General features: G+C 71.3%; 17 protein-coding genes and 2 pseudogenes. 8 read left to right on the forward strand and 11 right to left on the reverse strand.

Going from position 1 to position 24,892, the window contains the following annotated elements:
- The first annotated feature begins 282 nt into the window (after positions 1 to 282).
- From AC3AOF_RS31775 to AC3AOF_RS31805, 7 genes are read left to right on the forward strand one after another with little or no spacing between them, the layout of a single operon-like run.
- The gene (locus AC3AOF_RS31775; protein ID WP_488349092.1) at positions 283 to 948 is read left to right on the forward strand and encodes an AroM family protein; all 666 of its coding nucleotides are present in this window, start codon (positions 283 to 285) and stop codon (positions 946 to 948) included.
- 46 nt (positions 949 to 994) lie between these two features.
- On the forward strand, positions 995 to 2,578 hold the full coding sequence (locus AC3AOF_RS31780; protein WP_488349093.1) for an ABC transporter substrate-binding protein: 1,584 nt from the start codon (positions 995 to 997) through the stop codon (positions 2,576 to 2,578).
- 18 nt (positions 2,579 to 2,596) lie between these two features.
- Complete coding sequence (locus tag AC3AOF_RS31785) at positions 2,597 to 3,604, forward strand: ABC transporter permease (RefSeq protein ID WP_488349094.1); 1,008 nt, start codon at positions 2,597 to 2,599, stop codon at positions 3,602 to 3,604.
- Positions 3,604 to 4,530, forward strand: a complete 927-nt coding sequence (locus AC3AOF_RS31790) for an ABC transporter permease (RefSeq protein ID WP_236993459.1) — start codon at positions 3,604 to 3,606, stop codon at positions 4,528 to 4,530. The genes AC3AOF_RS31785 and AC3AOF_RS31790 overlap by 1 nt, the downstream gene beginning before the upstream one ends.
- A gap of 13 nt (positions 4,531 to 4,543) precedes the next feature.
- Positions 4,544 to 5,530, forward strand: coding sequence for an ABC transporter ATP-binding protein (locus AC3AOF_RS31795; protein ID WP_488349095.1), 987 nt, complete (start codon positions 4,544 to 4,546; stop codon positions 5,528 to 5,530).
- A complete protein-coding gene (locus tag AC3AOF_RS31800; RefSeq protein ID WP_488349096.1) occupies positions 5,514 to 6,338 on the forward strand; it encodes an ATP-binding cassette domain-containing protein in 825 nt (274 codons plus the stop codon). The genes AC3AOF_RS31795 and AC3AOF_RS31800 overlap by 17 nt, the downstream gene beginning before the upstream one ends.
- A gap of 48 nt (positions 6,339 to 6,386) precedes the next feature.
- The gene (locus AC3AOF_RS31805) at positions 6,387 to 6,596 is read left to right on the forward strand and encodes a hypothetical protein (protein ID WP_488349097.1); all 210 of its coding nucleotides are present in this window, start codon (positions 6,387 to 6,389) and stop codon (positions 6,594 to 6,596) included.
- 410 nt (positions 6,597 to 7,006) lie between these two features.
- Here AC3AOF_RS31805 and AC3AOF_RS31810 read toward each other — a convergent pair whose 3' ends face one another.
- The 6 genes from AC3AOF_RS31810 to AC3AOF_RS31835 all read right to left on the reverse strand — a co-directional run bounded on the left by AC3AOF_RS31810 (position 7,007) and on the right by AC3AOF_RS31835 (position 12,135).
- Positions 7,007 to 7,306 (reverse strand): YciI family protein, encoded by a 300-nt coding sequence (locus AC3AOF_RS31810; protein ID WP_236993463.1) that lies wholly within the window; start codon positions 7,304 to 7,306, stop codon positions 7,007 to 7,009.
- 14 nt (positions 7,307 to 7,320) lie between these two features.
- On the reverse strand, positions 7,321 to 8,205 hold the full coding sequence (locus AC3AOF_RS31815; protein WP_236993464.1) for an NAD(P)-dependent oxidoreductase: 885 nt from the start codon (positions 8,203 to 8,205) through the stop codon (positions 7,321 to 7,323).
- Positions 8,206 to 8,318: 113 nt separating this feature from the next.
- The gene (locus AC3AOF_RS31820) at positions 8,319 to 9,602 is read right to left on the reverse strand and encodes an MFS transporter (protein ID WP_236993465.1); all 1,284 of its coding nucleotides are present in this window, start codon (positions 9,600 to 9,602) and stop codon (positions 8,319 to 8,321) included.
- A 214-nt stretch (positions 9,603 to 9,816) separates the two neighbouring features.
- Positions 9,817 to 10,680, reverse strand: coding sequence for an intradiol ring-cleavage dioxygenase (locus tag AC3AOF_RS31825; protein ID WP_488349098.1), 864 nt, complete (start codon positions 10,678 to 10,680; stop codon positions 9,817 to 9,819).
- Positions 10,681 to 10,741: 61 nt separating this feature from the next.
- A complete protein-coding gene (locus AC3AOF_RS31830) occupies positions 10,742 to 11,827 on the reverse strand; it encodes a maleylacetate reductase (RefSeq protein ID WP_488349099.1) in 1,086 nt (361 codons plus the stop codon).
- Between the two features lie 2 nt (positions 11,828 to 11,829).
- Positions 11,830 to 12,135 carry a Dabb family protein gene (locus AC3AOF_RS31835; protein ID WP_236993468.1) on the reverse strand — a complete coding sequence of 102 codons (306 nt, stop codon included), beginning with the start codon at positions 12,133 to 12,135 and terminating at the stop codon, positions 11,830 to 11,832.
- Positions 12,136 to 12,251: 116 nt separating this feature from the next.
- Here AC3AOF_RS31835 and AC3AOF_RS31840 point away from each other — a divergent pair, with 116 nt between their 5' ends.
- Complete coding sequence (locus AC3AOF_RS31840; RefSeq protein ID WP_236993469.1) at positions 12,252 to 13,196, forward strand: LysR family transcriptional regulator; 945 nt, start codon at positions 12,252 to 12,254, stop codon at positions 13,194 to 13,196.
- Between the two features lie 149 nt (positions 13,197 to 13,345).
- Here the strand turns inward: AC3AOF_RS31840 and AC3AOF_RS31845 are convergent.
- The 5 genes and pseudogenes from AC3AOF_RS31845 to AC3AOF_RS31865 form a co-directional block, all read right to left on the reverse strand.
- Positions 13,346 to 13,477 (reverse strand): annotated as a pseudogene (locus AC3AOF_RS31845) (cytochrome P460 family protein); the annotation flags it as partial.
- Positions 13,478 to 14,016: 539 nt separating this feature from the next.
- Positions 14,017 to 20,706, reverse strand: a pseudogene (locus AC3AOF_RS31850) (tandem-95 repeat protein); the annotation flags it as partial.
- The gene (locus AC3AOF_RS31855) at positions 20,649 to 22,976 is read right to left on the reverse strand and encodes a calcium-binding protein (RefSeq protein ID WP_488349100.1); all 2,328 of its coding nucleotides are present in this window, start codon (positions 22,974 to 22,976) and stop codon (positions 20,649 to 20,651) included. The gene AC3AOF_RS31855 and the pseudogene AC3AOF_RS31850, both read right to left, overlap by 58 nt.
- A complete protein-coding gene (locus AC3AOF_RS31860; protein WP_488349101.1) occupies positions 22,919 to 24,472 on the reverse strand; it encodes a hypothetical protein in 1,554 nt (517 codons plus the stop codon). The genes AC3AOF_RS31855 and AC3AOF_RS31860 overlap by 58 nt, the downstream gene beginning before the upstream one ends.
- A complete protein-coding gene (locus AC3AOF_RS31865; RefSeq protein ID WP_488349102.1) occupies positions 24,427 to 24,891 on the reverse strand; it encodes a hypothetical protein in 465 nt (154 codons plus the stop codon). The genes AC3AOF_RS31860 and AC3AOF_RS31865 overlap by 46 nt, the downstream gene beginning before the upstream one ends.
- Between the last annotated feature and the right edge of the window lies 1 nt (position 24,892).

Consider the following 24,892-nt stretch of genomic DNA (forward strand, 5'->3'; position numbering starts at 1 on the left):
ATAATGATGGCTATTCCGCCAAAACGAAACCGTGGCATCGTCGATGATGCACGAGCGCGGCCCGGCTTGCTCACCGGGCCGCCCCTCCCGCAGCGGTTGATTGCTGGCGTCGATAGTCGCGAGGCCCGGAGAATCGGGCCCGACACGCCCCCGCCTGCCTCCTCCGCGGGCAGATGCCCGGCATTTCATCCTGCCCGATCTAAGGGCCCTCCCCTATAGCCGGCTCGTCCGGCGCGGGACTAGCTTCGGTCCGGCCGACAGCGCCGGAGCGGAGGTGACAGGATGGGACGGACGAACCGGCTCGCTTTCGTGACGATCGGGCAGTCGCCGCGGATCGACATGGTGCCGGAGATGCTGGCCGAGATCGGCGGTGAGGTCGAGGTGCGGGAATACGGCGTGCTCGACGACGCCTCGCAGGCCGAGATCGCCGCCCTGCACCCGCGCGAGGGCGAGGCCTCCTTCGCCAGCCGCCTGCGCGACGGGCGCGAGGCGGTGCTGTCGAAAGACCGCATCGAGGAGCGCCTGTCGGATCTCCTCAAGGCCATCGATCGCCACGGCCACGACGCGGTCGTGCTCCTGTGCACGGGCACGCAGGTCGAACCGCTCGCGAACACGCTCCTTGTCGAATCCCAGCGCATCGTCGATGCCACCGTCGAGGCGCTCGCCGCCTCGTGCCCGAAGCTCGGGGTGATGGTCCCGCTCGCCCGCCAGGTCGCGGAGTTCCCGGCGCGGCACGTCTTCCGCGGTGAGCCGAAGGTCGTGGCGGCCTCGCCATACGCCGGCGACGCCATGGCGGAGCGCGCCGCGGCGCTCGCCGAATGCGACCTGATCGTCATGCATTGCATGGGCTACACCGAGGCGATGCGCCGCGAGGTCCGCGACACCGTCGAGGCCCCCGTCCTCCTGTCGCGCCGGATCGTTGCCGGCGCCGTCCGCCAGCTTCTCTGATCGCAAGCCTCTCTGATCGCAAACCTCTGATCGAAGGAATCGCCCGATGCGCAGACTCGGCCTCGGATTGCTCGCAGCGGCTCTGCTGGCGGGCGCCGTCGGTCCCGCCGGCGCCTTCGAGCGCGTCGGCGACCGCAAGGTGATCGTGTTCGGCGGGCGCCAGCAGGTGCCGGTGCTCGATCCGCACGTGCGCTACGACTGGTCGACCCGCATGCTGCAGCAGGCGGTCTACGACGCCCTCGTCAAGTACGAAGGCAACCCGGCCGAGGTGAAGCCGTGGCTCGCCGAAAGCTGGGAGACCAGCCCCGACGGCAAGACCTGGACGTTCCATCTCACCGGCACGGCGAAGTTCCACACCGGCGACCCGGTCGACGCCGAGGCCGTGCGCTACTCCTTCGTCCGCGGCTTGAAGCTCAACAAGGGCGTCGCCTGGATGCTCAAGGACTTCCTCGGGCCGGAGGGCGTCGAGGCGGTCGATGCCAGGACCGTCCGCTTCACGCTGAAAAAACCTTACGCGGCCTTCCTGTCGTTCCTACCCTGGTGGTACGTCGTCGATCCGAAGCAGGTCGAAGCACATGCGGTCGACGGCGACGACGGCCAGAAGTGGCTCACTGACCACGAGGCCGGCTCCGGCCCGTTCACGATCAAGCGCTGGGAGCCCAACGTGCTCCACGAACTCGCCGCGGTGCCCGATTACTGGAAGGGCTGGCCGCAGGGCGAGGCGCACCGCCCGGCCGGCGTGATCTACCGGATCGTCCGCGAGCCGGCCGCCCAGAAGGCCTCGCTGCTGCGGGGCGAATCCGACATCGTCGAGGGCCTGACGCCGGACGACTACGTCCAGGTCGCGCGCCAGAAGGGCGTGGCGATCGAGGACCATGCCGGCATGACGACCTTCGGCATCAAGATGAACAACAAGGTCGGGCCGACCGCCGACCCGAACCTGCGCAAGGCGATCGCCTACGCCCTCGACTATGACGGCCTGGTCCAGATCTACAACGGTGCCGCCAGGCTCCAGACGAGCGTGTTTCCGGCCGGCATGAAGGGCCATATCGACGTGCCGGGCATGCCGCGGCGCGACCTCGCCAAGGCGAAGGAGTATCTGGCGAAGTCGGCCTATCCGAATGGCGGGATCACCCTCGAATACGACCACATCGCCGGGCTCGAGGAGGCGCGCCGGATCGGCCTTCTTCTCCTCGACAATCTCTCCGCCCTCAACATCAAGGTCGACATGCGGCCCGAGCAATGGCCGAACATGGTGGCCAAGGGCTCGAAACCGGAGACCTCGCCGAACCTGACCTCGGTCTTCGTGACGCCGATCTCGACCGACCCGGACGCGGTCGCCTATCAGTACCACCCCAATTCCTGGGGCCAGTACTTCGCGATGTCGTTCTACGACAACCCGGACGTCGCCCGGATGATCGACGAGGCACGCTCGACGCCCGACTGGGACAAGCGTGCGCCCCTCTATGCCGAGATCCAGAAGCGGATCGTCGCCGACCAGCCGGAGGTGTTCGGCATGGTGCAGAACCGCCGCTGGGCCCGCCGCGACGTGCTGAAGGGCTTCAGCTTCAGCCCGGTGCGGTTCACCGGCGAGGTCGACCTCTACCCGCTCTGGATCGACGCCAAGTAGGCTCGAGGGGGAACGGCTTTGCTGCGCTTCGCGCTCAAGAAGCTCCTGACCGTCGCCGGCACGATGCTCGGCCTCGCCGTGCTGACCTTCCTCATCACCAACGTGGCGCCGGGCGATCCCGCCCGGCTCGTCGCCGGCCCCGAGGCGACCGCCGACATGGTCGAGACCGTCCGCCGGGAATACGGCCTCGACAAGCCGCTGCCGGTGCAGCTCGCGATCTATCTCGGCGACCTCGCGCGGGGCGATCTCGGCACCTCGATCGTCACGACGCGGCCGGTCCTGTCCGAGCTCGGGCGCTATTTCCCGGCGACGCTCGAACTGGTGCTCGTCGCGATGGCAATCGGCGTCGGGCTCGGGCTGCCGCTCGGCATCCTGTCGGCCCTGAAGCGCGACGGCGCGATCGACCACCTCACCCGCATCCTGTCGATCTCAGGGGTGGCGCTGCCGGCCTTCTGGTTCGGCATCCTGCTTCAGCTCTACTTCGCCGTGCATCTCGAATGGCTGCCGGTCTCGGGCCGCCTGCCGCTCTCGGAGGCGCCGCCCGCGGCGATCACCGGCCTGATCCTCGTCGATTCGCTGCTCCGCGGGCAGTTCGAGACCTTTCGCGAGGCGCTCTTCCACATCCTGCTTCCGGCGATCGTGCTGTCCTTCCCGTGCCTCGCGTCGATCCTCCGGGTGAACCGCGCCGAGATGATCGAGGCGCTGCAATCCGATCACGTCGTGGCGGCGCGCGCCCACGGCATCGCGCCGTTTCGCATCGTCGCAATCTATGCCCTGCGCAACGCGCTCCTGCCCACCCTCGCGATGATCGGCCTGCGCTTCGGCTGGATGCTGGGCTCCACCGTGCTCGTCGAGACGGTGTTCGACTGGCCCGGCATCGGCCTCTACGCGGTCTCCTCGGCGCTCGCCTCGGACTTCAAGCCGGTCGTCGGGGTGACGCTGGCGATCGGGCTCTGCTTCATGACCGTCAACATCCTGGTCGACCTCGCCTATGCGTGGATCGACCCGCGCCTGAGGGCCGCGTGATGGCGCTCCCGGACATCTCCCCTGCCCTCTCCGACGCGCCGCCCGCCTTCCGGGTGCGCCACGCCACCACGATCCGCCAGTGGCGGCTCTACGCCCATCTCTTCTCCCGCTCGTTCTCCTCGATGCTGGGCCTCGCCCTCGTCGTGCTGTTCCTGGTGCTCGCCGCCTTCGGACCCTGGCTCGCCCCCTATCCGGGCGACACGATGGGCGCCGTGAAGCTGTCGCAGCGACTCCTGTCCCCGTCCTGGGCCCACCCCTTCGGCACCGACGAGATGGGCGCCGACCTCCTGTCCCGGGTCATCGTCGGCGCCCGCATCTCGCTGTGGATCGGCCTCATCATCACCGTGGTGGGGGCCGGCATCGGCGTGCCGCTCGGGATCGTCGCCGGCTACACGAAGAGCCGCCTGGTGCGCGGCGCCATCATGCGCCTCACCGATCTGTTCCTCGCGGTGCCGGGCCTCGCGCTGGCGCTCGCGATCGTGGCGGCGCTCGGCCCCGGCATCGCGAACTGCATCGCGGCGCTCGCGCTCGTCTGGTGGCCGGGCTACGTCCGCCTCGTCGAGGCCAAGACCCTGTCGGTCAAGGAGGAATTGTTCGTCGAGGCGAGCCGGGCCGCGGGCGCCCGCACGCCCTGGATCCTGTGGCACCACATCCTGCCGAACTGCCTGTCGCCGATCATCGTCAAGCTGTCGATGGATATGGGCCTCGCCGTGCTCTCGGCCGCGAGCCTCGGCTTCATCGGGCTTGGCGCCAAGCCGCCGGATCCGGAATGGGGCGCGATGATCTCGGTCGCCCGCTCCTACATGCCTGACTGGTGGTGGTACTCGGCCTGCCCGGGCCTCGCCATCTTCCTGACCGTGCTCGGCTTCAACCTGCTCGGCGACGGCCTGCGCGACATCCTCGACCCCAAAAGTGCCGGACGATGAGGAGCACGGGGCGATGAGCGCGCTGCTCGCGATCGAGGATTACCACCTCGCGATCCCGACCTTCGACGGGCCGGCGCGGGTGCTGAACGGCATCAACCTCGCGCTGAGCGAGGGCGAGACGCTGGGCATCGTCGGCGAGTCCGGCTGCGGTAAGACCGTGCTCGCCCGGTCGATCCTCGGCATCGGCCCGGGCCGGGCGCAGCGCACGGGCGGGCGCATCCTGTTCGAGGGGCGCGACGTCGCGGCGTTCAGCGAGCGCGACTGGCGGAGCGTACGGGGCGTGAAGATCGCGATGATCTTCCAGGACCCGATGACCTACCTGAACCCGCTCTTCACGATCGGGCGGCAGCTCGGCGATGCGATCGCCGCCCATGCGCGGGCGCACGGCGCCCCGCGGATCGCCCTGGCCGAGCGCCGGGCCCGGGCGGCCGCGCTGCTGGCGCAGGTGGCCCTGCGCGAGCGGGAGCGGGTGCTCGATTCCTATCCGCACCAGCTCTCGGGCGGCATGCGCCAGCGCGTGCTGATCGCCCTCGCGCTCTCCGGCAAGCCGCGCCTCCTGATCGCCGACGAGCCGACGACCGCCCTCGACGTGACGGTCCAGGCACAGGTGCTGCGGCTCCTGCGCGACCTCGTCGAGACTTTGGCGCTGACGGTGGTGATGATCAGCCACGATGTCGGGGCGATCGCGGCGCTGACCGCGCGCGTCGCCGTCATGTACGCCGGCAACGTCGTCGAGGAAGGCCCGACGGCGCAGGTGCTGGCGCGTCCGCTCCATCCCTATACGCGCGGCCTGCTCGCGGCCCTGCCGGAGATCGACGGCGAGATCCGGCGCCTCCAAGGCGTGCCGGGCACGATCCCGAGCCTGATCGATCCGCCTTCCGGCTGCCGCTTCCACCCGCGCTGCGCCCACGCCACGGCGATCTGCACGACCGAGCGGCCCGCCATGCGCCGCGCCGACCCCACTCACAGCGTCGCGTGCCACCATGCCGACCTCGCCTGATCTGGGGCCCCTCCCACCATCGCCGCTCCTGCGCGCCACCGGCCTCGTCAAGGTCTTCCACGCGAGCGGAGTGCGCGAGGTGCGGGCCGTCGACGGCGTCGAGTTCTCCATCGGGACCGGCGAGGTTTTGGGGATCGTCGGCGAATCTGGCTCCGGCAAATCGACGATCGCCCGCATGGTCCTGCGCCTGATCGAGCCGAGCGCCGGGACGGTCACGTTCGACGGCCAGGACATCACGGCGCTCGGCGACGGGGCGATGCGGCGCCTGCGCCGGGATATGCAGATCGTCTTCCAGAACCCGCATTCCGCCCTCAACGGGCGGCGCACGATCGGCGAGGCGATCGCCGAACCGCTGCGTGTCCAGAATATCGCCCGGGGCGCGGCGCTCCAGGCGCGGGTCGACCGGCTGCTCGACCTCGTCAGCCTTCCGCGCGCCTTCCGGCACCGTTACCCGCACGAACTCTCGGGCGGGCAGAAGCAGCGGGTCTGCATCGCCCGCGCGCTCGCGCCGGAACCCCGCTTCCTCGTCCTCGACGAGCCGACCTCGGCGCTGGACGTCTCGGTGCAGGCCCAGATCCTGGAGGTTCTCGGCACGTTGCGCCGCGAGCTCTCGCTCACCTACCTGTTCATCTCCCACAACCTCGCCGTGGTGCGCACCCTGTGCGACCGCGTGCTGGTGATGAGCCAGGGGCGCGTGGTCGAGGAAGGCCCGGTCGCCGCCGTCTTCGCGAGCCCGTCGCACGCCTATACGCGCACCCTTCTGGACAGCGTGCCACGGCTGCCGCGGATCTCTGCCGACGGTCGTTGAGAACGAGCTTTGGCCCTGTTCTCGAATTTTCGCCAAGCCTCTGGTTTGGTGTCGAAATTCGGGACGGACGACGGTCACGACCGGGCCGTCGTGGCGACGGTCGGCATCCGGAACGGCGCCCGCCCGCCGGTGGTGGAGGACGCGATGTGGATCTTCGTCGTCCACGACCTCAATCCGCGGGCGCTGGCGCCCCACGTCACGGGCTTCGTCCAGGCCCAGAGCTGGCTCCGGGACCTGACCCCCGTGATGGTCGCGTGAGCGGCGCATTCCCCTCCTCTCGGCAGGCCGCATCCGCGACGTAGATCCGCCGCCTACCGGTGACGATTCCCATGGCGCGGGAGAAGCGCGCAGCGCTCGGCACCGGCGTCCCGTCGTCGCGGACGCCGATGAAGAGGAGGCGGCCGGTCTGGTCCGTCTGCCGGCAACTAAGCAGATTTCGCAAAAGTGGTGGCCGGTTTTGCGACAAAAACCTGCGATAAAACAACAACCTAAGCGGACGAGGCGTTGGCTTGCCAACGCAGGTCTGCTTAGCCCGTGCCGTCTTCCGAAGGGCGCGGGGCCGCTGCTCTAAAGCGCTTCACGATCGCGTTGCAATCGCGAAGCTCTCCAAGTCTTTGTTTAATCGTGTTTTCTTCGACGAACCGGTGTCCACTTCGTCGGAAAACGCTCTAGCTGCGCGGCAAGGCGACCTGGCGCATCCGGAACGCCGTGATCTCCACGCGGTCCCAGATTCCCGCCGCGCGGAACGGGTCGGCGGCATGGAAGGCATCTACCGCAGCCCGGTCGGGCGCCTCGACGATGAAGAGGCTGCCGGTCATCGTCTCGCCGTCCTCGGCGAGGAGCGGGCCCGAGATCAGGATCTGCACCGGGAGCGGACCACCGAGATAGGCCTTGTGCGCCTCGTAATGGGCGAGCCGCCGCTCGAGGGCCCCGGCATGATCGAGGGCGTGGATAGCGTAGTGGGGCAAGGGAAATCTCCCGGTCACGCGGGCTCGCCGAGGCCGGCGCGGCGTTCGGCGGCGAGCAGGGCGGCGAAGAAGTCGAGGTCGCGCAGGTCGGTGCCGGTCTGCTCGGCGTAGAGGTCGCGCACCAGGGCGGCCACCGGCATCGCGACACCGGTCGCCTCGCCCGCCGCCACGGCGAGGCTCATGTCCTTGAGCATCTGGGCGACCGAGAAGGCGGGCGTGAAGTCGCGCCGCCGCAGGGGATCGAGCTTGTAGGCGACCAGCGGCGAGGCGGCGACGGAGGATCCGAGGACCGCCAGGACCGTCTCCCAGGCGACCCCGCCCTTGCGGGCGAGCGTCAGCGCCTCGGCGGCGATCTGCGCGGTCGAGCCGACGAAGTGGTTGATCGCGAGCTTGAGGAAGCGCGCTTCCTCCCCCGTACCGACGGCGTGAATGGTGCGGGCGAAGGTCGAGAGCAGCGGGCGGACCCGCTCCAGGGCCGCCTCCGGCCCCGAGCAGAACAGGGTGAGGGCGGCGGCCTCCGCGGTCGCGGTCGAGCCCGAGACCGGGGCCGCGAGATAGAGGACACCCCGCGCCTCGGCGGCCTCGCGCAACGCCGCGCTCGTCTCCGGCGAGACGGTACTGGTCTCGACCAGCACGCCGTCCTGCGCCATCCGGGACAGGAGGCCCTCCGTTCCGAGGGCGACGGCGCGCAGGCTCGCGTCGTCGGGCAGGCTCGTGATCACGACGCCGCAGGCTGCGATCCGGTCGAGGCCGGCGGCCTCGGCCCCCGGCACGGCGGCGAGCCGGCCGGGATCGCGGTCGAGGGCGAGGACGGGGTATCCCGCTGCCACGAGATGGCGCGCCAGGTGACGCGCCATGGGCGCGCCGAGTTTGCCGAGGCCGATCCAGCCGGTCTGCATGTGGTCTCTCCCAAGCAGATTTCGCAAAAGTGGTTGCCGGTTTTGCGACAGAAATCTGCGACTGAGCAAAAACAGGCAGGCTTGCGTCGGCCATTCAACGCAAGCCTGCTCGGTCACGCCGTCAGGGCCTTGCCCTTGGTCTCGGGCAGGAGGAACGCCGCGACCGCCATGGTGGCGTAGGCCGCGGCCGCGAACAGCCCGATCGCCTGGCCGAGCGGCATCGTGGCCGACATCACACCGACCAGCGTCGGAAACACCGCGCCGATCGCCCGGCCGAAATTGTAGGCGAAGCCCTGCCCGACGCCGCGCACCCGGGTCGGGAACTGCTCGGTGAAGAACGCCCCCATGGCGCTGAAGACGCCGGACGCGAAGAAGCCGAGGGGGAAACCGAGCACCAGCATGGCGGCGTCGCCGAACGGAACCATCGTGTAGGTCGTCACCACCAAGCCGGCACCGATCGCGAAGGTCAGGAAGGTGGCGCGCCGTCCGATCCGGTCGGCGAGGTAGGCGCCCGCGAGGTAGCCGAAGAACGAGCCGACGATCAGCACCGCGAGGTAGCCGCCGGAATTCATGACCGACAGGCCCCGCTCGGTGCGCAGGAAGGTCGGCAGCCAGGTCGTCACCGCGAAGTAGCCGCCCTGCGCCCCCGTGCTCATCAGCGCACCGAGGAAGGTAATGCGCAGGAGCGGTGGCTGGAAGATCTCGAAGAAGGACGGCTTGTCGCCGGTCTCGGCGATCTTCGCCTGCGACTCCCGATAGACCTCCGGCTCCTCGATGTAGCGGCGCAGGAAGAACACCAGGATCGCAGGCGCGATGCCGACGAAGAACAAGGCACGCCACGCCGTCTCGGGCGGCAGGAGCGAGAAGAACAGGGTGTAGAGAAGGGCGGCGGCGCCCCAGCCGAGCGCCCAGCCCGACTGCATGGTACCGAGCGCCTTGCCGCGATGCTCGGGCCGGATGGTCTCGCCGAGCAGCACCGCGCCCGCCGCCCACTCGCCGCCGAAGCCGAGGCCCATCAGGGCGCGGGCGACGAAGAGTTGCTCGAAGCTCTGCGCGAGGCCCGACAGGAAGGTGAAGCCGGCAAACCACAGGATCGCGATCTGCAGCGTGCGCACCCGCCCCCAGCGGTCGGCGAGGAAGCCGGCGAGCCAGCCGCCGATCGCCGAGGTGAGGAGCGCCGCGGTGCCGAGCGCCCCGGCCTCGGCCCGGGTCACGCCCCAGGTGGCGATCAGCGTCGGGATCACGAAGCTGTAGAGCTGCACGTCCATCGCGTCGAGCGCCCAGCCGCCGACGCAGGCGCCGAGCGTCCGCTTCTCCTTCGGCCCGAGTTCCGCGATCCAGCGTCCCGGGCCCTCGGCCGGGACGGCGCTGACGGCGCCGGTCGTTGCCTCGCTCATGATGGTGTCCTCCCTGGTGGAATCGATGCGACGGCCCCGTTCCTCGGGGTCTTCGTCCGGGTCTCGGCCCCTGTCATACGGTTTCCGGATTGATCGCTCCGCGATGCGGAAACCGGCTTCGCTCAGGCGTGTGAAGCCTACGGCTTCACCGCGCGGGCTGGTGATACGGCGTCCGGACGGAATCTTCCGGACGCCGTATCGGACGGTTGCCGGATCAGGCGGGCTTCAGGCCGAAATCGTAGGCGAGGTGGCGGTAGGGCCGCTCCATCGCCCGCCCGTCCGGTGCGGTGCCGGCCGGGTGCTCGGCGAATTCCGCGATCAGCGAGGTCTTCACCCCGAACACCGCGTCCGAATCGAGCCAGGGGCTGTTCGCCGCGAAGACGTGGGTGATCAGCGTCTCGTGGCCGGGCGCCGCGATCATGAAATGCACGTGCGCCGGCCGGTTCGGGTGGCGGCTGGTGGCGTTCAGCATCTCGCCGACCGGCCCGTCGGCGGGGATCGGGTACCAGGCCGGCATCACGGTCCAGAAGTGGAAGCGGCCTTGCCGGTCGGTGCGAAACTGCGCCCGGCCGGCGAGCCCGCCGAGCGCATCGAGCTGCTGCACGTCGTAAGCGCCGTCGTCGTCGGCGTGCCAGACGTCGACCGCGGCGCCCGCGAGCGGCCTTCCGTCCGCGGAAGCGACCGAGCCGGTGACGAGGAGCGGCGTACCCTCGAGCGGGCCGGCGATGTCCGCGCCGTTCGGCCGCTCTGGCGCCTCCTCGACGTAGAAGGGGCCGAGCACCGTGGTCTCGGTCGCGCCCTCCGGCATCCGGTGGTTGATGGCGTCGACCAGCATCGAGACGCCGAGCGTGTCCGAGAGCAGGATGAATTCCTGCCGGTGCTGGTCGCACGTCTGCCCGGTGCGGGTCAGGAAGGCGATGCCGGCCTGCCACTCCTCGAAGGTCAGGTCGACGTCTCGCACGAAGTCGTGCAGGTGGCGCACGAGGCTCGTCAGGATCGCCTTCAGGCGCGGGTCCGGCGTCTCGGCGAAGCGGTCGACCACGGCCTGCGTGATGGTGTGCTCGTTGAAGTCGCGCATCGGCGCCTCTCCCGTCCTGGGCGTTCCCTCTCGGGTGCTGCCTTCGCGCCCGACCATGATCCTACACCGCCGCGTCCGGACGGCGCCCGTGGAACGCGTCGTCGAGCAGCCGGCGGATCGCACCCCGCTCCAGCGCCCGCGGGTTCCAGTAGGGACTCGCCACCGCCGCCTCCGCCGCCCGGTCGAGCCCCGTCTCCGGCATGCCGATCGCCTCCAGGGTCGTCGGCGCACCGAGCGAGGCGGCGAGGTCGTAGAGGCCTTGCGGCGCGTCCGCCGCCCCGAGGGCGCGGGCGACCCGGGCCATGGCCTCCGGCGCGGCCGGGGCGTTGTAGGCGGCGGCGTGGGGCAGCACGACCGTATGCGTCTCGGCATGCGGCAGATCGAAAGAGCCGCCGAGCACGTGGCAGAGCTTGTGGTGCAGTGCCATGCCGACCGTGCCGAGGCAGGCCCCGGCGAGCCACGCGCCGTAGAGCGCCTCCGCCCGCGCGGCACGATCCTGCGGCGCGGCCGCGATCATCGGCAGGGCCCGGGCGAGGGCCCGGATCGCCTCCTCGGCCATCAGCGAGACGATCGGGTTGCGATCCTCAGCGTAGAGCGCCTCGACCGCGTGCGCGACGGCGTTGAGGCCCGAGGTCGCCGTAAGGCCCGCGGGCAGGCCGAGCGTGAGGTCGACGTCGTAGACCACCACCTCCGGCAGGATGTCTCGCGATTTCTGCGTGGTCTTGGCCTTCCGGCCCGGCTCGGCACCGTCGCGGGTCTCGCCGAGGATCGGCGTCATCTCCGAGCCGGCATAGGTCGTCGGCACCACGATCTGGTCGAGGTCGGTGCGCAACGCGATCGCCTTGCCGAGCCCCGTCGTCGAGCCGCCCCCGATCGCGATCACGCAATCCGCATCGAGGGCCCGCACCCGCGCCACCGCGGCCTCGGTCACGGCGACGGGCGTGTGCATCACCGCCTCCGCGATCACCCCGACGGCGCGATCTCCCAGGAGGCGAGCGAGCGCCTCGGCCTGTCCCCGCTGCTGCGGCGTCGAGAGCACGACCGCGCGGGAGCGCCCGAGGGTCTCCATCTCGCGCGGCACCTGCGCAAGGGTGCCGTGCCCGAACACCACGCGGGTCGGCAGGCCGGGAAAGCGGAACGCCTCCATCGTCAGGCCCCTACCCCGTAATCGACCTGGTGCCGGCTGATCCGCAGGCCCTCCAGCTCCGCCCGCACGCGGCCGTGCTCCGGGTGATCGCGGTAGGCGTCGAGCGCCGCGGGGCTGTCGAACTCGGTGTAGAGGACGACGTCGCAGGCATCGTCGATCCGGCTCTCGTCGAGGCCGATTTCCAGGTGGAGGAGCCCGGGGATCCGACCGCGCAGGCCCTCGAAGGCGGTGCGCACCCGCTCGGCGTTGCCCGCCTTCTCGGCCGGCGACGCACCGGCCATCCGCCACATCACGATGTGCTTGATCATCCGGCGTCATCCCGATCCGCAGCCGGCCTCGGCCGCCCATGGACCGATTTTTAAGTTTTCCGCTGTCGGGGCATAAGATGGCCTGCGCGTGAAACAGTTTTGCAGGATCTGAGAAAATGGACCGTCTCGGCCAGCTCGACCTCTTCGTGGCGGTCGCCGAGACCGGCAGCATCAGCGGGGCCGCGCAGATCCGCGGCCTGTCGATCGCCGCGGCGAGCCGCACGCTCGCGGCCCTGGAGGAGCGGCTGGGCGTGCTGCTGGTGCGGCGCAGCACCCGTACCCTCTCGCTCACGGACGAGGGCGGCAAGCTCCTGGTGCGCGCCCGCAGCATCCTGGCGGATGTCGCCGACAGCGAGGCCGAACTCACCGGTGCGGCGCTCGCTCCGAGCGGCCTGCTCCGGGTCAGCGCCTCCTTGTCCTTCTCGCTCCTCCATATCGCGCCGCGGCTGCCGGCCTACCACGCCCTCTATCCGAACGTGCGCGTGCACGTCGAAGTCTCGAACCGCTACGTCGACCTGATCGATGCCGGGATCGACGTCGCGATCCGCACCCGCGAGTTCGAGCCCGACCGCGCGATCACCATCCGGCGCTTGGCCGAGACCCGCCGCATCCTCACGGCCGCCCCGTCGTACCTCGCGCGGGCGGGTACGCCGCTCCACCCCCGGGACCTCGCGCAGCACGCCCTGCTGCTCTACATCTATGCCAACAACCCCAACGAGCTCGGCTTCTCGCGCGGGGCCGAGATGGTGCGGGTGCCGGCACACGGCCTGCTCGAATCGAACGACGGTCAGATCCTGCGCGCCGCGGCTCTGAACGGCCACGGCATCCTGGTGCAACCGACCTATATCGTCCACGACGACGTCATGGCCGGGCGCCTCGTGCCGGTCCTCGACGACTGGGACCTGCCGCGGCTTCGCATCAACTTCGCCTACCCGACCCGCAAGCACCTCTCGGCCAAGGTCCGGTCCTTCATCGCCTTCGTGGCCGCGGATTTCGAGTCGAATGCCTTCACCCACCGCTGGACCGGGGCGACGCAGCGGCCCGCCGCCGGGGCTCCGTAGTGCATGGGGCGGTCAGAGCGTCGCTGCCTGCTCGAGACGATCGTCGGGCCAGGCGTTGCGGATGGCCGACGGACGCAGCGGGTGACGGCGAAGTCGCGCTCCCTCACCCGCTCCTCGTGGCAGGCAGAGCAGGTCTGGTGCTGCACCTCATCGACGGGCTTGCCGTCGACGAAGCGGCCGAAGCCCCAGCCGCCCGATTCCGGATAGCGCGTCACGTCCTTGACCATGACCTGCAGGGTCGTGGCGCGGCCCGTCGCCGACGCGAACTCGGAGGACAGCATCCGCTTCCAGGCGAGCTTGACCAGAACGCTGCCGTTAGGGAACGGGAGCGTGCCGGCCCGGGATCGCGATCCGCTGACCTCCCTTCGGGAACCGGGCCGGCCCCGTCGAGGTCGAGGGCGAACAGGCCTCTCGCGGCGAAATTGACCTCGCCCGCCAGCGTCCGGTTGATCGCCGCCGCCTGGGAGCCGAGGTCCCGGCCGGGATCGACCACGACTTCGAGGGTGAAGCTGCGGTCGCTGGTGGCGACCGTGCCGTCCGGCAGGACCCGCGGACCCGGGGTGAACACGACCTGCAGGCGCGTGCTCGCCGCCCCGTCCTCCGGCGGGAAGCCGGTGAGGCCGAAGGTGCGGGTCGCAGGCGCGAAGGTCAGCCAGTCCGGCAGCGGATGCAGGCCGGCCGTCGCCGCCGCGACCGTCCCGCCCTTCAGGTCGAACAGCGCGACGCGCCCGTCATAGGCGATGCCCGCCGGCAGGGCGGCCGGATCGAGGGCGAGGCCGTCGGTGAAGACCAGGGATTCGCCACCGGTTCGATTCGGCCGGGAGAAGGTGAGGCGGGCCGCGATCGGACCGGTCGTCCCCTGCGGTGGCGTACCGGTGAAGCGCAAGGTCGCGGGGTCGAAGCGGAGCCAGCCGGGCAGAGCGGTGCCGTCGGCGAGCGCGGCGGTGACCTGCGTCGCCGCATCGAGGTCTCCGGCCCCGAACCCGTACGACACCGCGAAGGGCCGGCGGATCTCGTAGCCCTCCAGCACCGCCGGGCGGGCGTCGAAGCCCTCGCGGATCATCGCCGCGGTCAGCGTGAGCCGGGTGTCGAACACCCGCCCGTCGGCCGGATCGGTGACCCAGACGTCGAGGGCGACCGGATCGGTGCCGGCCGGCTGGCCGGAGAAGCGCATCGCTGCCGGATCGAAACGCAGGCAGGACGGCAGCGGCGATCCGTCGGCGAGCGCCGCATCGGCGGTGAAGCCGGCCGACAGGAAGCGGTGGTCGACCGTCCCGAGCACCCGGGCGTTGCGGAAGAACAGCACGTCGCCGTCCGGCTCGACGTGGTTGCCGAACGCCTCCGCCGGGATGACGACGAGCGGTCCGTCCTCGATGCCGGCGACGCGGTCGTTGCGGAGGATCGGCCCCTCGTTGCGCGGCAGGATCGTGATCGACGCGGCGGCGGTGGCTGTGCCGCCGCGCCCGTCCGAGACCGTGTAGGCGAAGCGGGCTGCGCCGTTATAGTCGGGCTTCGGCCGGAACTCGATCCGGCCGTCCTCGCGCAGGCGGACCTTGCCGCCCTCGGCGAAGCGGGCGACGCTCTCGACCACGAGGGTGTCGCCGTTCTCGTCGGTGTCGTTGGCGAGCAGCACGGCCGGATCGATGACGAGGGCCCGGTCCTCGAGCGTGCGCAGGCCGTAATCGTCGGCGGCCCGCGGCGCGTCGTTGAGCGGCCGGACCCGGAAATCGTAGGTCAGCGTCGCCGCCGCACCGCGGGCGTCGGCGACGTCGTAGGCGATGCTCGCCGATCCCGAGGCGGACGGCGTGAAGGTGACGCGGCCGGCATCCAGCACCGCGCGGCCGTTGCTGCCGGGCTCCCCGTCGAGGCCGCCATGCAGGCCGACGAAGGTGATCGCGTCGCCCTCGACGTCGTAGGTCTCGGCCAGGAGGTCGGCCACCGTGACGGAGGCGTCGCGGCCGAGCCGGATCTCGTGGATCCGGTCGTGGTCCCGCGGCGCGTCGTTGACCGGGGCGACCGCGATCTCGACCCGGGCGGTCGCCGTGGCGCCGGCGGCGTCGCCGAGCGTGTAGACGAAGCCCGCCGGCCCGAAATAACCGGGCCGCAGCCGCAACTCCAGGTACTCGCCGTCGATCCGGCCGGTGGCGTTGGTGGCCGCGAAGGGGAACTCCGATTCCTTGTAGCGATCGATCTCGGCGCCGGCCCCGTTGGTCAGCGGGTCGATGCGGACGATGTGCAGGCCCTCGAACTCGCCGTCGACATCGCTGTCGTTGGCCAGCAGCGAGGCGATCCGGGTCCGCAGGATCCGGTCCTCGGTCGCCGGGACCGTCGGATCGTCGAGGGCGGTCGGCGCGTCGTTCACGGGCGCGAGGTCGACCTCGACCCGGGCGCTCGACTCGCGGCCGAACGCGTCGCGCACCGTGTAGGCGAAGAAGGCGTCGCCGTTGAAGTCCGGCGCGCCGAGGAACGCGATGCGGCCGTCCGGCCTCAGGGCCACGCTGCCATGCAAAGCGGCGCCGACACCGACGAGGGTGAGCGTGCCGCCGTCCGAATCGTTCTCGATGAGCCGGGCGGGATCGATGACGAGCGGCTCGTCCTCGCAGGCAAAGCGCACGACGTCGTCGACGGCGTTGAAGCGGCCGAGGCGCTGGAGCGCGTCGAGGCGCTCGCGCGACCAGACCGTGCCGTCGGAGAACACCACCTCCTCGAGGCCGGTCTCGCGCCCGAGAAAATGGCCGCGCGCCCGCACCGTGTCGACGAGGAAGCCGTCCTGGCGCTCGAATTCGAGCAGCAGGTCGTCGCCCCCCAGGAGCACGTCGTCGCCGGCGCCGGTCCGGACGAGGTCGTTGCCGGAGAGCGCCCGGACGATATCCGCCCCGGCGCTCCCGACGAGGAGGTCGGCACCGCTGGTGCCGCGTAAAGAGCCGCCATAGGCCGCGTCGATCCGCGCCATGGCGAAGCCCGTATCGGTCGCCCCCTCGGCGTCCGTGATGCGGTACTCGACCGCGACCGCGCCGGCGAAGCCCTCGGGACAACGCACGACCACGAAGGTCTCGCCGGCCCAGGTCTCGACCTCGACCTGCCCGCGCGGGATCCGCTGCCCGAGGGCGAGCGCCTCGGCGTCGTAGACGCCCACGAGGCCGGCGAAGGTCGGGCGGGCACGGCGCGGATCGTCGAGGTCGTCGTCGATCGTGCCGTTGCCGTCGCGGTCGGCCTGCTCGATGTCGAAGTCGTTCGCCAGGAGGTCGGAATCGCGCAGGACCAGCGGCACGCCGAGCGGCGTGACGAAGCCCTCGTCCTCCCCGACCGTCGGATCTTCGTTCGACGGCACGACGACGATCTCGACGTAAGCCTCGGCCTCGCCGTCGGCGTCGTCGGTGATCCGGTAGACGAAGCCGGCGCTGCGGCTCGCGCCGCGGTCCGGGGTGATCACCAGGTTGCCGGCGCCGTCGGACTCGATCGTGCCGTTCAGCGTCCCCCCGGCCTCGGCCCCGTAGGTCAGGGCGTCGAAGCGCGTCGTCTCGCGCCAGCCGACGAAGCGCAGCGGATCGCGGTCGACGTCGCTGTCGTTGGCCATGAGCTGCGCGATCGGGATGACGACCGGGATGTCCTCGTTGACGTAGGTCACGTCGCGGCGCGCCACCGGCGGTGCGTCGCCGATATTCTCGAACCACAGGGTGACGGCGGCCCCGTCGACCGCGCCCTCGGGGTCGGAGACGAGGTAGGCGAAGGTCGCCTCGCCCCAGTAATCGGCGTCCGGCGTGAACACGATGGTGCCGTGGTCGGTGACCCGGTTGTCGCCGTGGATCGCGCTGCCGGCGCTCTCGAAGCGGACCGTGAAACCCTCCGGGTCGGCGTCCTTCTTCACGAACTCGACGGTCGGGATCTCGATCGGCACGTCCTCGCGGCCGCGCAGGATCGGCAAGCGACGATCGGTGTGGTGGTCGTCGCCGGCGCCCGGCAGGTCGTTGACCGGCTGGTAGATCAGGATCGCCCGCGCCCAGGCGACCCCGCCATGCCCGTCCTCGACCCGGTACTCGAACGCGGCCTCGCCGTTGAAGTCGGTCCAGGGCGTGAACAGGACGGTGCCGTTCTCGAGAAGCTGCGGGCTGCCTCCGCGCACCCCGCGAACGGCGGTCACCGTCATCGCCTCGCCGTCATGCTCGACGTCGTTGGCGATGAGCCGGTCGGCCCCGATGACGATCGGGTTGTCCTCGCGGATCGGCGCACCGGACTCGGTGGTCTCGAACCGGTCGTCGGAGAGATCCGGCGGGTCGTTGACCGGGGTGACGGTGAAGCGGACTTGGCCCGTCGCGGTCGCACCGGCGGCATCGGCGACGACGTAGTCGAACGTCGCCTCGCCCCAGTAATAGGCGCGGGGGACGACCCGGATCAGGCCGTTCTCGCCGATCGACACGGCGATGTCGGCGCTGGAGCGCACCGAGCGGACGGTGAGCGTATCGCCGTCGATGTCGGACTCGTTGGCGAGCAGCGTGCGCGGATCGAGGGTGACGCTCGTGCCCTCGGCGAAAGCCTCCATCCGGTCGGCCCTCGCCAGGGGCGCGTCGTTGACGGGCGTGACCTGGATCGTCACCGTGGCCTCGGCCCGGCCGCCCTCCGGGGTGTTCGCCGCGTAGGTGAACGCCGCGGTGCCGTTCAAGTCGGGCGAGGGCGTGAAGGTGACGGTGCCGTCGCTCGCCAGCGCCACCGCGCCGTTCGTCGCGCCGTAGACCTGGCCGACTACCATGCGGTCGCCGTCGAGGTCGTTGGCGAGCAGGCGCTCGACCCGGATGACGAGGGAGGAATCCTCCGCCACGGCAAAGCCGGTATCCGGCCGCGCCGTCGCGATCGGCCGCACCCGGAGGTCGACCGAGGCGGTGGCAAAACCGTTGCGCCCGTCCTCGACCGTGTAGGCGAGCGAGGTCGGGCCGTAGAAGCCGTCGAGCGCCCGGTAGCGCAGGTCGCCCCGCTCGTCGATCCGGACGAGGCCGGTGGCCGCGGTCTCGACGGCGACGATGCGCAGGCGGTCGCCGTCGGCGTCGAAGTCGTTGCGCAGGAGGTCGGCCGCCTTGAGGACGATCTCGTCCCCGGTCCGCACCGAGTAGAAGCGTTCGTCGAGCGCCACCGGCGCCCGGTTGCCGAGGAGCCGGACCAGGCTGTCCTTGATCCAGGTCACGCCGTCGGCGAAGGTGATGCTCTCGATGCCCTTCGCGTCCGAGGCCAGGGCGCCGAGCACGGTCAGGCTGTCGGACGGGGCCCCGGTGAAGCGGATCACGACCGCCTCGGAACCGCGATCGAGCTGCTCGACCCGCGCCTGCGTCGAGGAAAAGTCGCGGATCTCGATCCGGTCGGTGCCGGAGGTGCCGGTATCGGTCACGGTGTCGTGGCCCGCGCCGGCGCCGAACCGGTAGAAGTCGCCGCCCGCGAGGCCCGCCAGCAGGTCGTTACCGGGCCGGCCTGCGAAGGTGTCGGCGCCGACCGCGTCGATGCGGTCGTCGCCGTCGCCCCGGCGGTAGAGATAGGTGTCGTCGCCGCCGGCCGCGCGCAGGAGGTCGTCGCCGCGGCCGCCCGCGAGGGTGTCGGCGCCCTCGGTGCCGATGACAACGTCGTTGCCCGCGGTGGTGCGGCTCGCCAGGATAGCCCGGCGGATGTCGGCGACCGAGAAAGCCGGCCCGCCGGCGAGCGCCACGGTCTCGATGCCGGCGCCGTCCGGCGCGAGCGCATCGACGACGACGATCTGGTCGGTGGTGCCGGCGAAACGGATCGCCACGTCGGCGCCGTCGGCGGTCAGGCGGTGGAAGCTGACCTCGTCGGCGGCGTAGCCGCTGATCTCGAGCCGGTCGCCGCCGGAGCCGGAGCGGTCGTGGATGACGTCGCTGCCGTCGCCGGGGGCGAAACGGTAGATGTCGTCGCCGCGGCCCCCAGACAGGCTGTCGTTGCCCAAGGACCCTGCCATCACGTCGGCGCCGTCGTCGCCCGTGAGGGCATCGTCGTCGAAGGCCGCCGTCCGGCCGAGCAGGTCGGCCACGGTCCAGACCGTGCCGTCGGTGAAGCGGACGACCTCGATCCGGCCGCCGCCGAGCGCGTCCTCGATCGTGAGCCGCGCGCCGGTCGCCGTCACCACCAGGGCGAGGTTGGCCCCGTCGCGGCTCTGCGTCACCGCGAGGTCGGAGGGCGCGAGGCCGGGGGCGAGCACCACCGCGTCGGTGCCGCCCGCGTCGAGGATCCGGTCGTGGCCGCCATCGGCGGCGAACAGGTAGGTGTCGTCGCCGGTCCCGCCCTCGAGGCGGTCGTGCCCGGCGCCGCCGTCGAGAGTGTCGGCGCCCGACAGGCCGATCAGCCAGTCGTCGCCGGCCCCGCCCGACAGGGAATCGTCGCTCGAACCGCCGCGCAGGACGTCGTCGCGCCCGGTCCCGGCGCGCGACAGCGCGATCAGCGCCCCTTGCGTCCAGACGGTGCCGTCCGCGAAGGTGACCCGCCGGATGCCCATCTCGGGCCCGGCGGGCGCGCCGAGGTCGATGCGGTCGCCGGTCCCGGCGATCTCAAGGACGAGATTCCGGGCGCCGTCGACGGCGCGCACCTCGTCCAGCCGGATGCCGGCCGCGAAGGCCAGGGTGTCGGTGCCGATCCCGTCGCGGATCAGGTCCTGGCCATCGCCCCGGGCGAAGACGCAGCTGTCGTCGCCGGTGCCGCCCGCCAGGGTGTCGTCGCCGGCCCCGCCCGCCAGCCATCGGCCGGTGAGCCCGATCTCGGGGACGAGCCTCGTGCGGATCTCGGGCAGCGACAGGGTGACACCGTCGGCGAGGATCTCGACGGAGCCGAGGCCCCCGGCCTCGTCGAGGCCGCCGAGGACGGTGATGCGGTCGGTGCTGTCGGAAAAGCGGATGACGAGATCGCGGCCGCGTCCGCCGAAGCGGATCCGGTCGAGGGCGTAGCCGGCGATCCGCAAGGTTCCGGCCGCGTCGTCGCCGCGGTCGTCGATCGTGTCGGCGCCGTCTCCGGCGGTGAAGACGTAGGTGTCGGCGCCCGTTCCGCCGCTCAGGGTGTCGTCGCCGGGCCCGCCCTGGAGCCGGTCCGCCCCGCTGCCGCCGCCCAGCCGGTCGCGGCCGGCGCCGCCGAGCAGCACGTCGTCGCCGTCGAGGCCGACGAGGTCGTCGTCGCCGGCCCCGCCCTCGAGCCGGTCCGCGCCCGCGCTGCAGGTAATGGAATCGTCGCCGTCGCCGCCGAGGGCGGACAGGTTCCTGAGCTCGGCCCTATCCCAGACCGTCCCATCCGCGAAGACGACGCTCTCGATCGCGCTCGCCGCCGAGGAGAGCGCGTCGGTGAGCGTCAGCTCCTCGCCGGTGTCGCGCAGGCGCAGGACGAGGCTCGTGGTGCCGCGGGCGATCACCTGGAGGCCGCCCGGCGCGACGCCGGCGCCGATCTCGATGCGGTCGATCCCGCCCCCGGCGATCAGCCGGTCGTCGCCGGCGCCGCCCGCCAGGATCTCGTCGGACGCGGTGCCGACGATGAGGTCGGCCCCCGCGCCGGCCGCATGCCAGCGCGCATCGGTGGAGCCGGTGCCGCGGAAGCCGAGCCGGTTGGTCCCGGCCTGCGCCGTGACCAGTAGCCGTACCAGACCGTGCCGTCGCCCTTGAACAGCGCGGTGACGGGGTCGTAGGCCTTGGCTCCGGCCGTCGCGCCGTCCACCGTGTAGGTGAAGGTCTTGGCCGCCGCGTCCCAGGTGATGACGACGTCGTGCCAGGTGCCGTCCTCGAGCTGGACGAAGTCGCGGCGCGGCTCGGGGCTGCCGTTGCCGACGTCGCCGTCGACGACGAAGCGGCCGAAATCGGTCGACTGGCCGTAGGTGTCGAACAGGATGCCGAAGGAGCCCGGGACCAGGGCGCCGACATTGATGACCGAGGACGACAGCGCGGCAGGTCCGGTGTTCTGCAACGCGAAGGAGACGCCGTCGGCGCCGCCCTCGGAGGCCCCGAAATACATCCGCGTCGTCCACACGACGCTGTTGGCCAGATCGACGCTGCCCCAGACCGCCCCGGTCTGCCAACTCCGGTCTGGCGTCAGCTGGTAGAGGCCGCTGCCGAGGGACGAGGCCGATCCCACGGCGGCGAGGGTGTTCGCCGGCAACCGGCGGGTCGGCGTGCGCACGAGGCCGATGGTCGAGGAGGCCCGGGCGGACCCGCCGCCCGGGCCCGCGGCGGCACCGGCGAAGGCCGGATCGCCGAACGGGTCGGCGCTCCGGCAGCCGAGACTCCGCTCCGCGGCCTCGGGCGAGAGGGCGCGCCCGGCCAGCATCGCGGCCGACCACTGCGTTCCGTCGCCGAAGCGCACGCGGTCGATCGGGGCTGCGCTCGCCTGCCCGCTGAGCGTCAGGCTGTCGTCGCTGCTGACGAGCCGCGGGACGAGGTCATCGCCGCTCCTCACCACCACGACGTCGGTCGGCGTGAGGCCGGCCCCGAGCCGCAGCAGGTCGGTCGATCCCGCCCAATCGGCACCCTCCACGATCGTATCACGGCCGGAGCCGCGGCTGAAGACGTAGGTCGTGTTGCCGCGGCCACCGGCCAGGAGGTCGTCGCCGGCCCCGCCATCGAGGGTGACGGCGACCTCCGACTGCGCCCCGAAATCGACCGTGTCGGCCTCCGCCCCGGTCGAGGAAGCGGCCCGCGCCACGATCTCGGCGAAGTCCCACACCGTCCCGTCGGCGAAGGCGAAGAGCTCGACGCCGCGTTCGCCCGCGGCTCCGCCGGCGCGGAACATGTCGCGCACGGTGAGACGGTCGTCGCTGCCGGATAGCCCGATCACCAGGTCCTGCGGCCCGACCGACAGGAACCGGATGTCGCCGGGCAGGATGCCGGCCGAAAAGCGCACCCGGTCGAGGCCGGCGCCGTCCGCGGTCTCGAGATCCGCGATGGTGTCCTGGCCGTCGCCGCGGCCGCCGACGAGGATGTCCGCCCCGCGGCCGCCCTCGATCCAGTCGTTGCCGGCCTCGCCGAAGATCTCCGCGCCGATCAAGGGCGCGACGAGGTCGGACGGCACGATGATGCGGTCGTCGCGGTCGCTCGGCGCGACCGAGGCGGCCAGTGCCCGGGTGCCGATCCGCCGCCCGTCCGAAAAGGCGATGGTGGCGACGACAGGGTCCGGGTCGCCCTCGGGATCGACCAGCGTGACGCGGTCGTCGCTGCAGCGCAGCGACAGGACGAGGTTGCCGTCGCGGTCGCGGGTCGCGACCACGTCCTCCAGCGCGATGCCGGGGCCGAACAGCAGGATGCCCCGGCCGTCGGCGCCGCCGTTGCTCTCGATCCGGTCCTGGCCGTCGCCGCGGCCGAACCGGTAGACGTCGTTGCCGCCGCCGCCGCGGATCACGTCGTCGCCGGGCCCGGCGGCGAAGGTCTCGTCGCCCGAGCCCCCGCGCAGGCGGTCGTCCTGCGGCGTGCCGGTCGCCCCGACCCGCTCGCGCAGGCGCTCCAGCGTCAGCACGGTGCCGTCGCCGAACCGGACGGCGTCGATCCCGCTCCAGCCGGAATCGTAGCGCAGCACGATCCGGTCGGTCGTGCCGGCGAAGGTGAGCACGAGCTCGGTGCGGGACGGATCGATCTGCGAGACGCGCAGCTCGTCGGGCCGGTAGCCGGTGATGGCGAGGGTGTCGCGGCCCGCGGCGTCGACGATGACGTCGCGCCCGTCGCCGCGGGTGAAGCCGTAGGTGTCGTCGCCGGCGCAGCCCTTCAGGGAATCGTCGCCGGTGCCGCCCGCCAGGGTGTCGGCGCGGCCGCTGCCGACCACGACGTCGTCCCCGGGGCCGGGGCCGGCGATCGCCGCCCGACCAGGGCGGCCTCGTCCCAGACCACGCCGTCGGCGAAGGCCAGCGCCGGCAGGCGGCCGGAGCCGAGCCCGGCCCGGACGACGAGCTGCGCGCCGGCGGCGAAGGACACGACGAGGTCGGTCGAGCCGGGGGCGGCCGGGCGCACCCTCGCGTCGCTCGAGGCATGGGCCTCCAGCACCACCCGGTCGTCGCCGTCGGAATCGAGGATCGTGTCGTTCCCCTCCCCCGCCGCGACGCGATAGACGTCGTTGCCGCCGAACCCGATCAGACGGTCGTCGCCGGCGCCGCCGTCGATCGCGTCGGAGAGCGCGTCGAAGCCGTAGATCGTGTCGTTGCCGGGACTCCGCGCCACGTCGATGAAGTGCTGGGCGAGCTTCAACCCGCTCCAGGCGGTGCCGTCGCCGAAGACGACGTCCTCGATCAGGTTGACGAAGCCGACGATCGGGACCGTATCGAGGAAGTCCTGCAGCACCACTTCGTCGGTCGTGCCCTTGACGCGCAGGCGCAGGGTGTCGCTCGGGCCGTCGCGCAGGAAGTCGAGGTCGGTCCAGCGGATCTCGTCGACGAAGGTGAGCCGGTCATGCGCCGACGGGTCGAACAGGCCGTTCACCCCGTTATCGAGGATCACGTCGCGGCCGAACACGTAGGTGTCGTCGCCCTGGCGGCCGGACAGGAAGTCGTCGCCGGCGCCACCGTCCAGCGTGTTCGAGTTCAGCATGCGGAAGATCGCGTCGTCGCCCGCGGTCTTGGCGTTCTTCAGCACCCGCTCGGTAATCTGCCCGAAATCGAGGCTGGTGCCGTCGTCGAACAGGAAGCGTTCGATCAGGTTGGGGGCGACGTAATCGAGTCCGTCGCTGCTCTCGAGCGCTTCCGCGAAGATGCCGACGCCGGTGCGCATGCCGCCGAACTGGCCGATGATCTCGAGCCTGTCGCCGGTCTCGCGCCCCTCGGCGTCGAGGATCACGATCTTCAGGTTCTGGCTCTCGCCGTCGCGGATCAGCCGGAGGTTGTCGGCGGTGATGCCGCCCTTGAAGGTGAGGACGTCGATGCCCGCCTTGACGATGCCGAACGAGAACTTACCCTGGTCGTCGATGACGTCCTGGCCGTCGCCGCGCGCGAAGACGTAGATGTCGCCGCCCGCGCCACCGGACATGTAGTCGTTGCCGCGCCCGCCCCACAGAACGTCGGCGGAGCCCGAGCCGATCAGCGCGTCGTTGGTGAGGCCGGCGGCGCGGGCCTTGTCGACCACCTCCACCGCCATCCGTAAACGGTCCCAGACCACCCCGTCGGCGAACACGATCGAGGCCATTCCGGACTCGACCCGGGCGCCGCTCATCTGGAGATTGTTCAGCTCACCGAGGAATTGATCGGCGATGCGCAATGATAGGCTGTGTTTGCGGGCACGCGAGATCAGATCCTGGCCGTCGCGGACCGCCTCGATCTCGTTCGACAGCACGTCGGTGAAGCGCAGCTGGTCGGTCTCACCGTGGTCCTTGTCGTCGATGATGTCGTTGCCGGAGTCGCGCCCGACGAAATAGACGTCGGCGCCGCGGCCGCCGCGCAGGGTCTGGTCGCCGGCGGTGAGGTAGATGTAATCGGTGCCGCCGGTGCCGGCGACCTGGGTCGCGCCGCCGCAGGGGTGACCAGGCGCTCCTCGCTGATGCCGAGCGCGTGGGCGACGCCGCGCATGTCGAGGTCGAGGCCGACGGTCTCGAAGGCCGGTAGCAGCATCAGCATCTCGACCCGATAGGTCGAATTGTCGGTCGAGCCGACCTCGTCGAGGTGATCGACGTCGATCGCGTAGTTGCGTAAGGAGAACGCGCAGCTGTCGCCGGTCTTCCATTCGAGCTGCAACGCCCGGTCGAGGTTGCGCACC

The organism is Methylobacterium sp. 142-1Y (assembly GCF_057747795.1).

What these genes read in the sequence shown, in the direction of transcription:
- AC3AOF_RS31800 (WP_488349096.1), top strand. Translation starts at nt 5,514, where the DNA reads ATGCCGACCTCGCCTGATCTGGGGCCCCTCCCACCATCGCCGCTCCTG.
- AC3AOF_RS31795 (WP_488349095.1), top strand. Translation starts at nt 4,544, where the DNA reads ATGAGCGCGCTGCTCGCGATCGAGGATTACCACCTCGCGATCCCGACC.
- AC3AOF_RS31775 (WP_488349092.1), top strand. Translation starts at nt 283, where the DNA reads ATGGGACGGACGAACCGGCTCGCTTTCGTGACGATCGGGCAGTCGCCG.
- AC3AOF_RS31815 (WP_236993464.1), bottom strand. Translation starts at nt 8,205, where the DNA reads ATGCAGACCGGCTGGATCGGCCTCGGCAAACTCGGCGCGCCCATGGCG.
- AC3AOF_RS31780 (WP_488349093.1), top strand. Translation starts at nt 995, where the DNA reads ATGCGCAGACTCGGCCTCGGATTGCTCGCAGCGGCTCTGCTGGCGGGC.
- AC3AOF_RS31830 (WP_488349099.1), bottom strand. Translation starts at nt 11,827, where the DNA reads ATGGAGGCGTTCCGCTTTCCCGGCCTGCCGACCCGCGTGGTGTTCGGG.
- AC3AOF_RS31790 (WP_236993459.1), top strand. Translation starts at nt 3,604, where the DNA reads ATGGCGCTCCCGGACATCTCCCCTGCCCTCTCCGACGCGCCGCCCGCC.
- AC3AOF_RS31820 (WP_236993465.1), bottom strand. Translation starts at nt 9,602, where the DNA reads ATGAGCGAGGCAACGACCGGCGCCGTCAGCGCCGTCCCGGCCGAGGGC.
- AC3AOF_RS31825 (WP_488349098.1), bottom strand. Translation starts at nt 10,680, where the DNA reads ATGCGCGACTTCAACGAGCACACCATCACGCAGGCCGTGGTCGACCGC.
- AC3AOF_RS31835 (WP_236993468.1), bottom strand. Translation starts at nt 12,135, where the DNA reads ATGATCAAGCACATCGTGATGTGGCGGATGGCCGGTGCGTCGCCGGCC.
- AC3AOF_RS31840 (WP_236993469.1), top strand. Translation starts at nt 12,252, where the DNA reads ATGGACCGTCTCGGCCAGCTCGACCTCTTCGTGGCGGTCGCCGAGACC.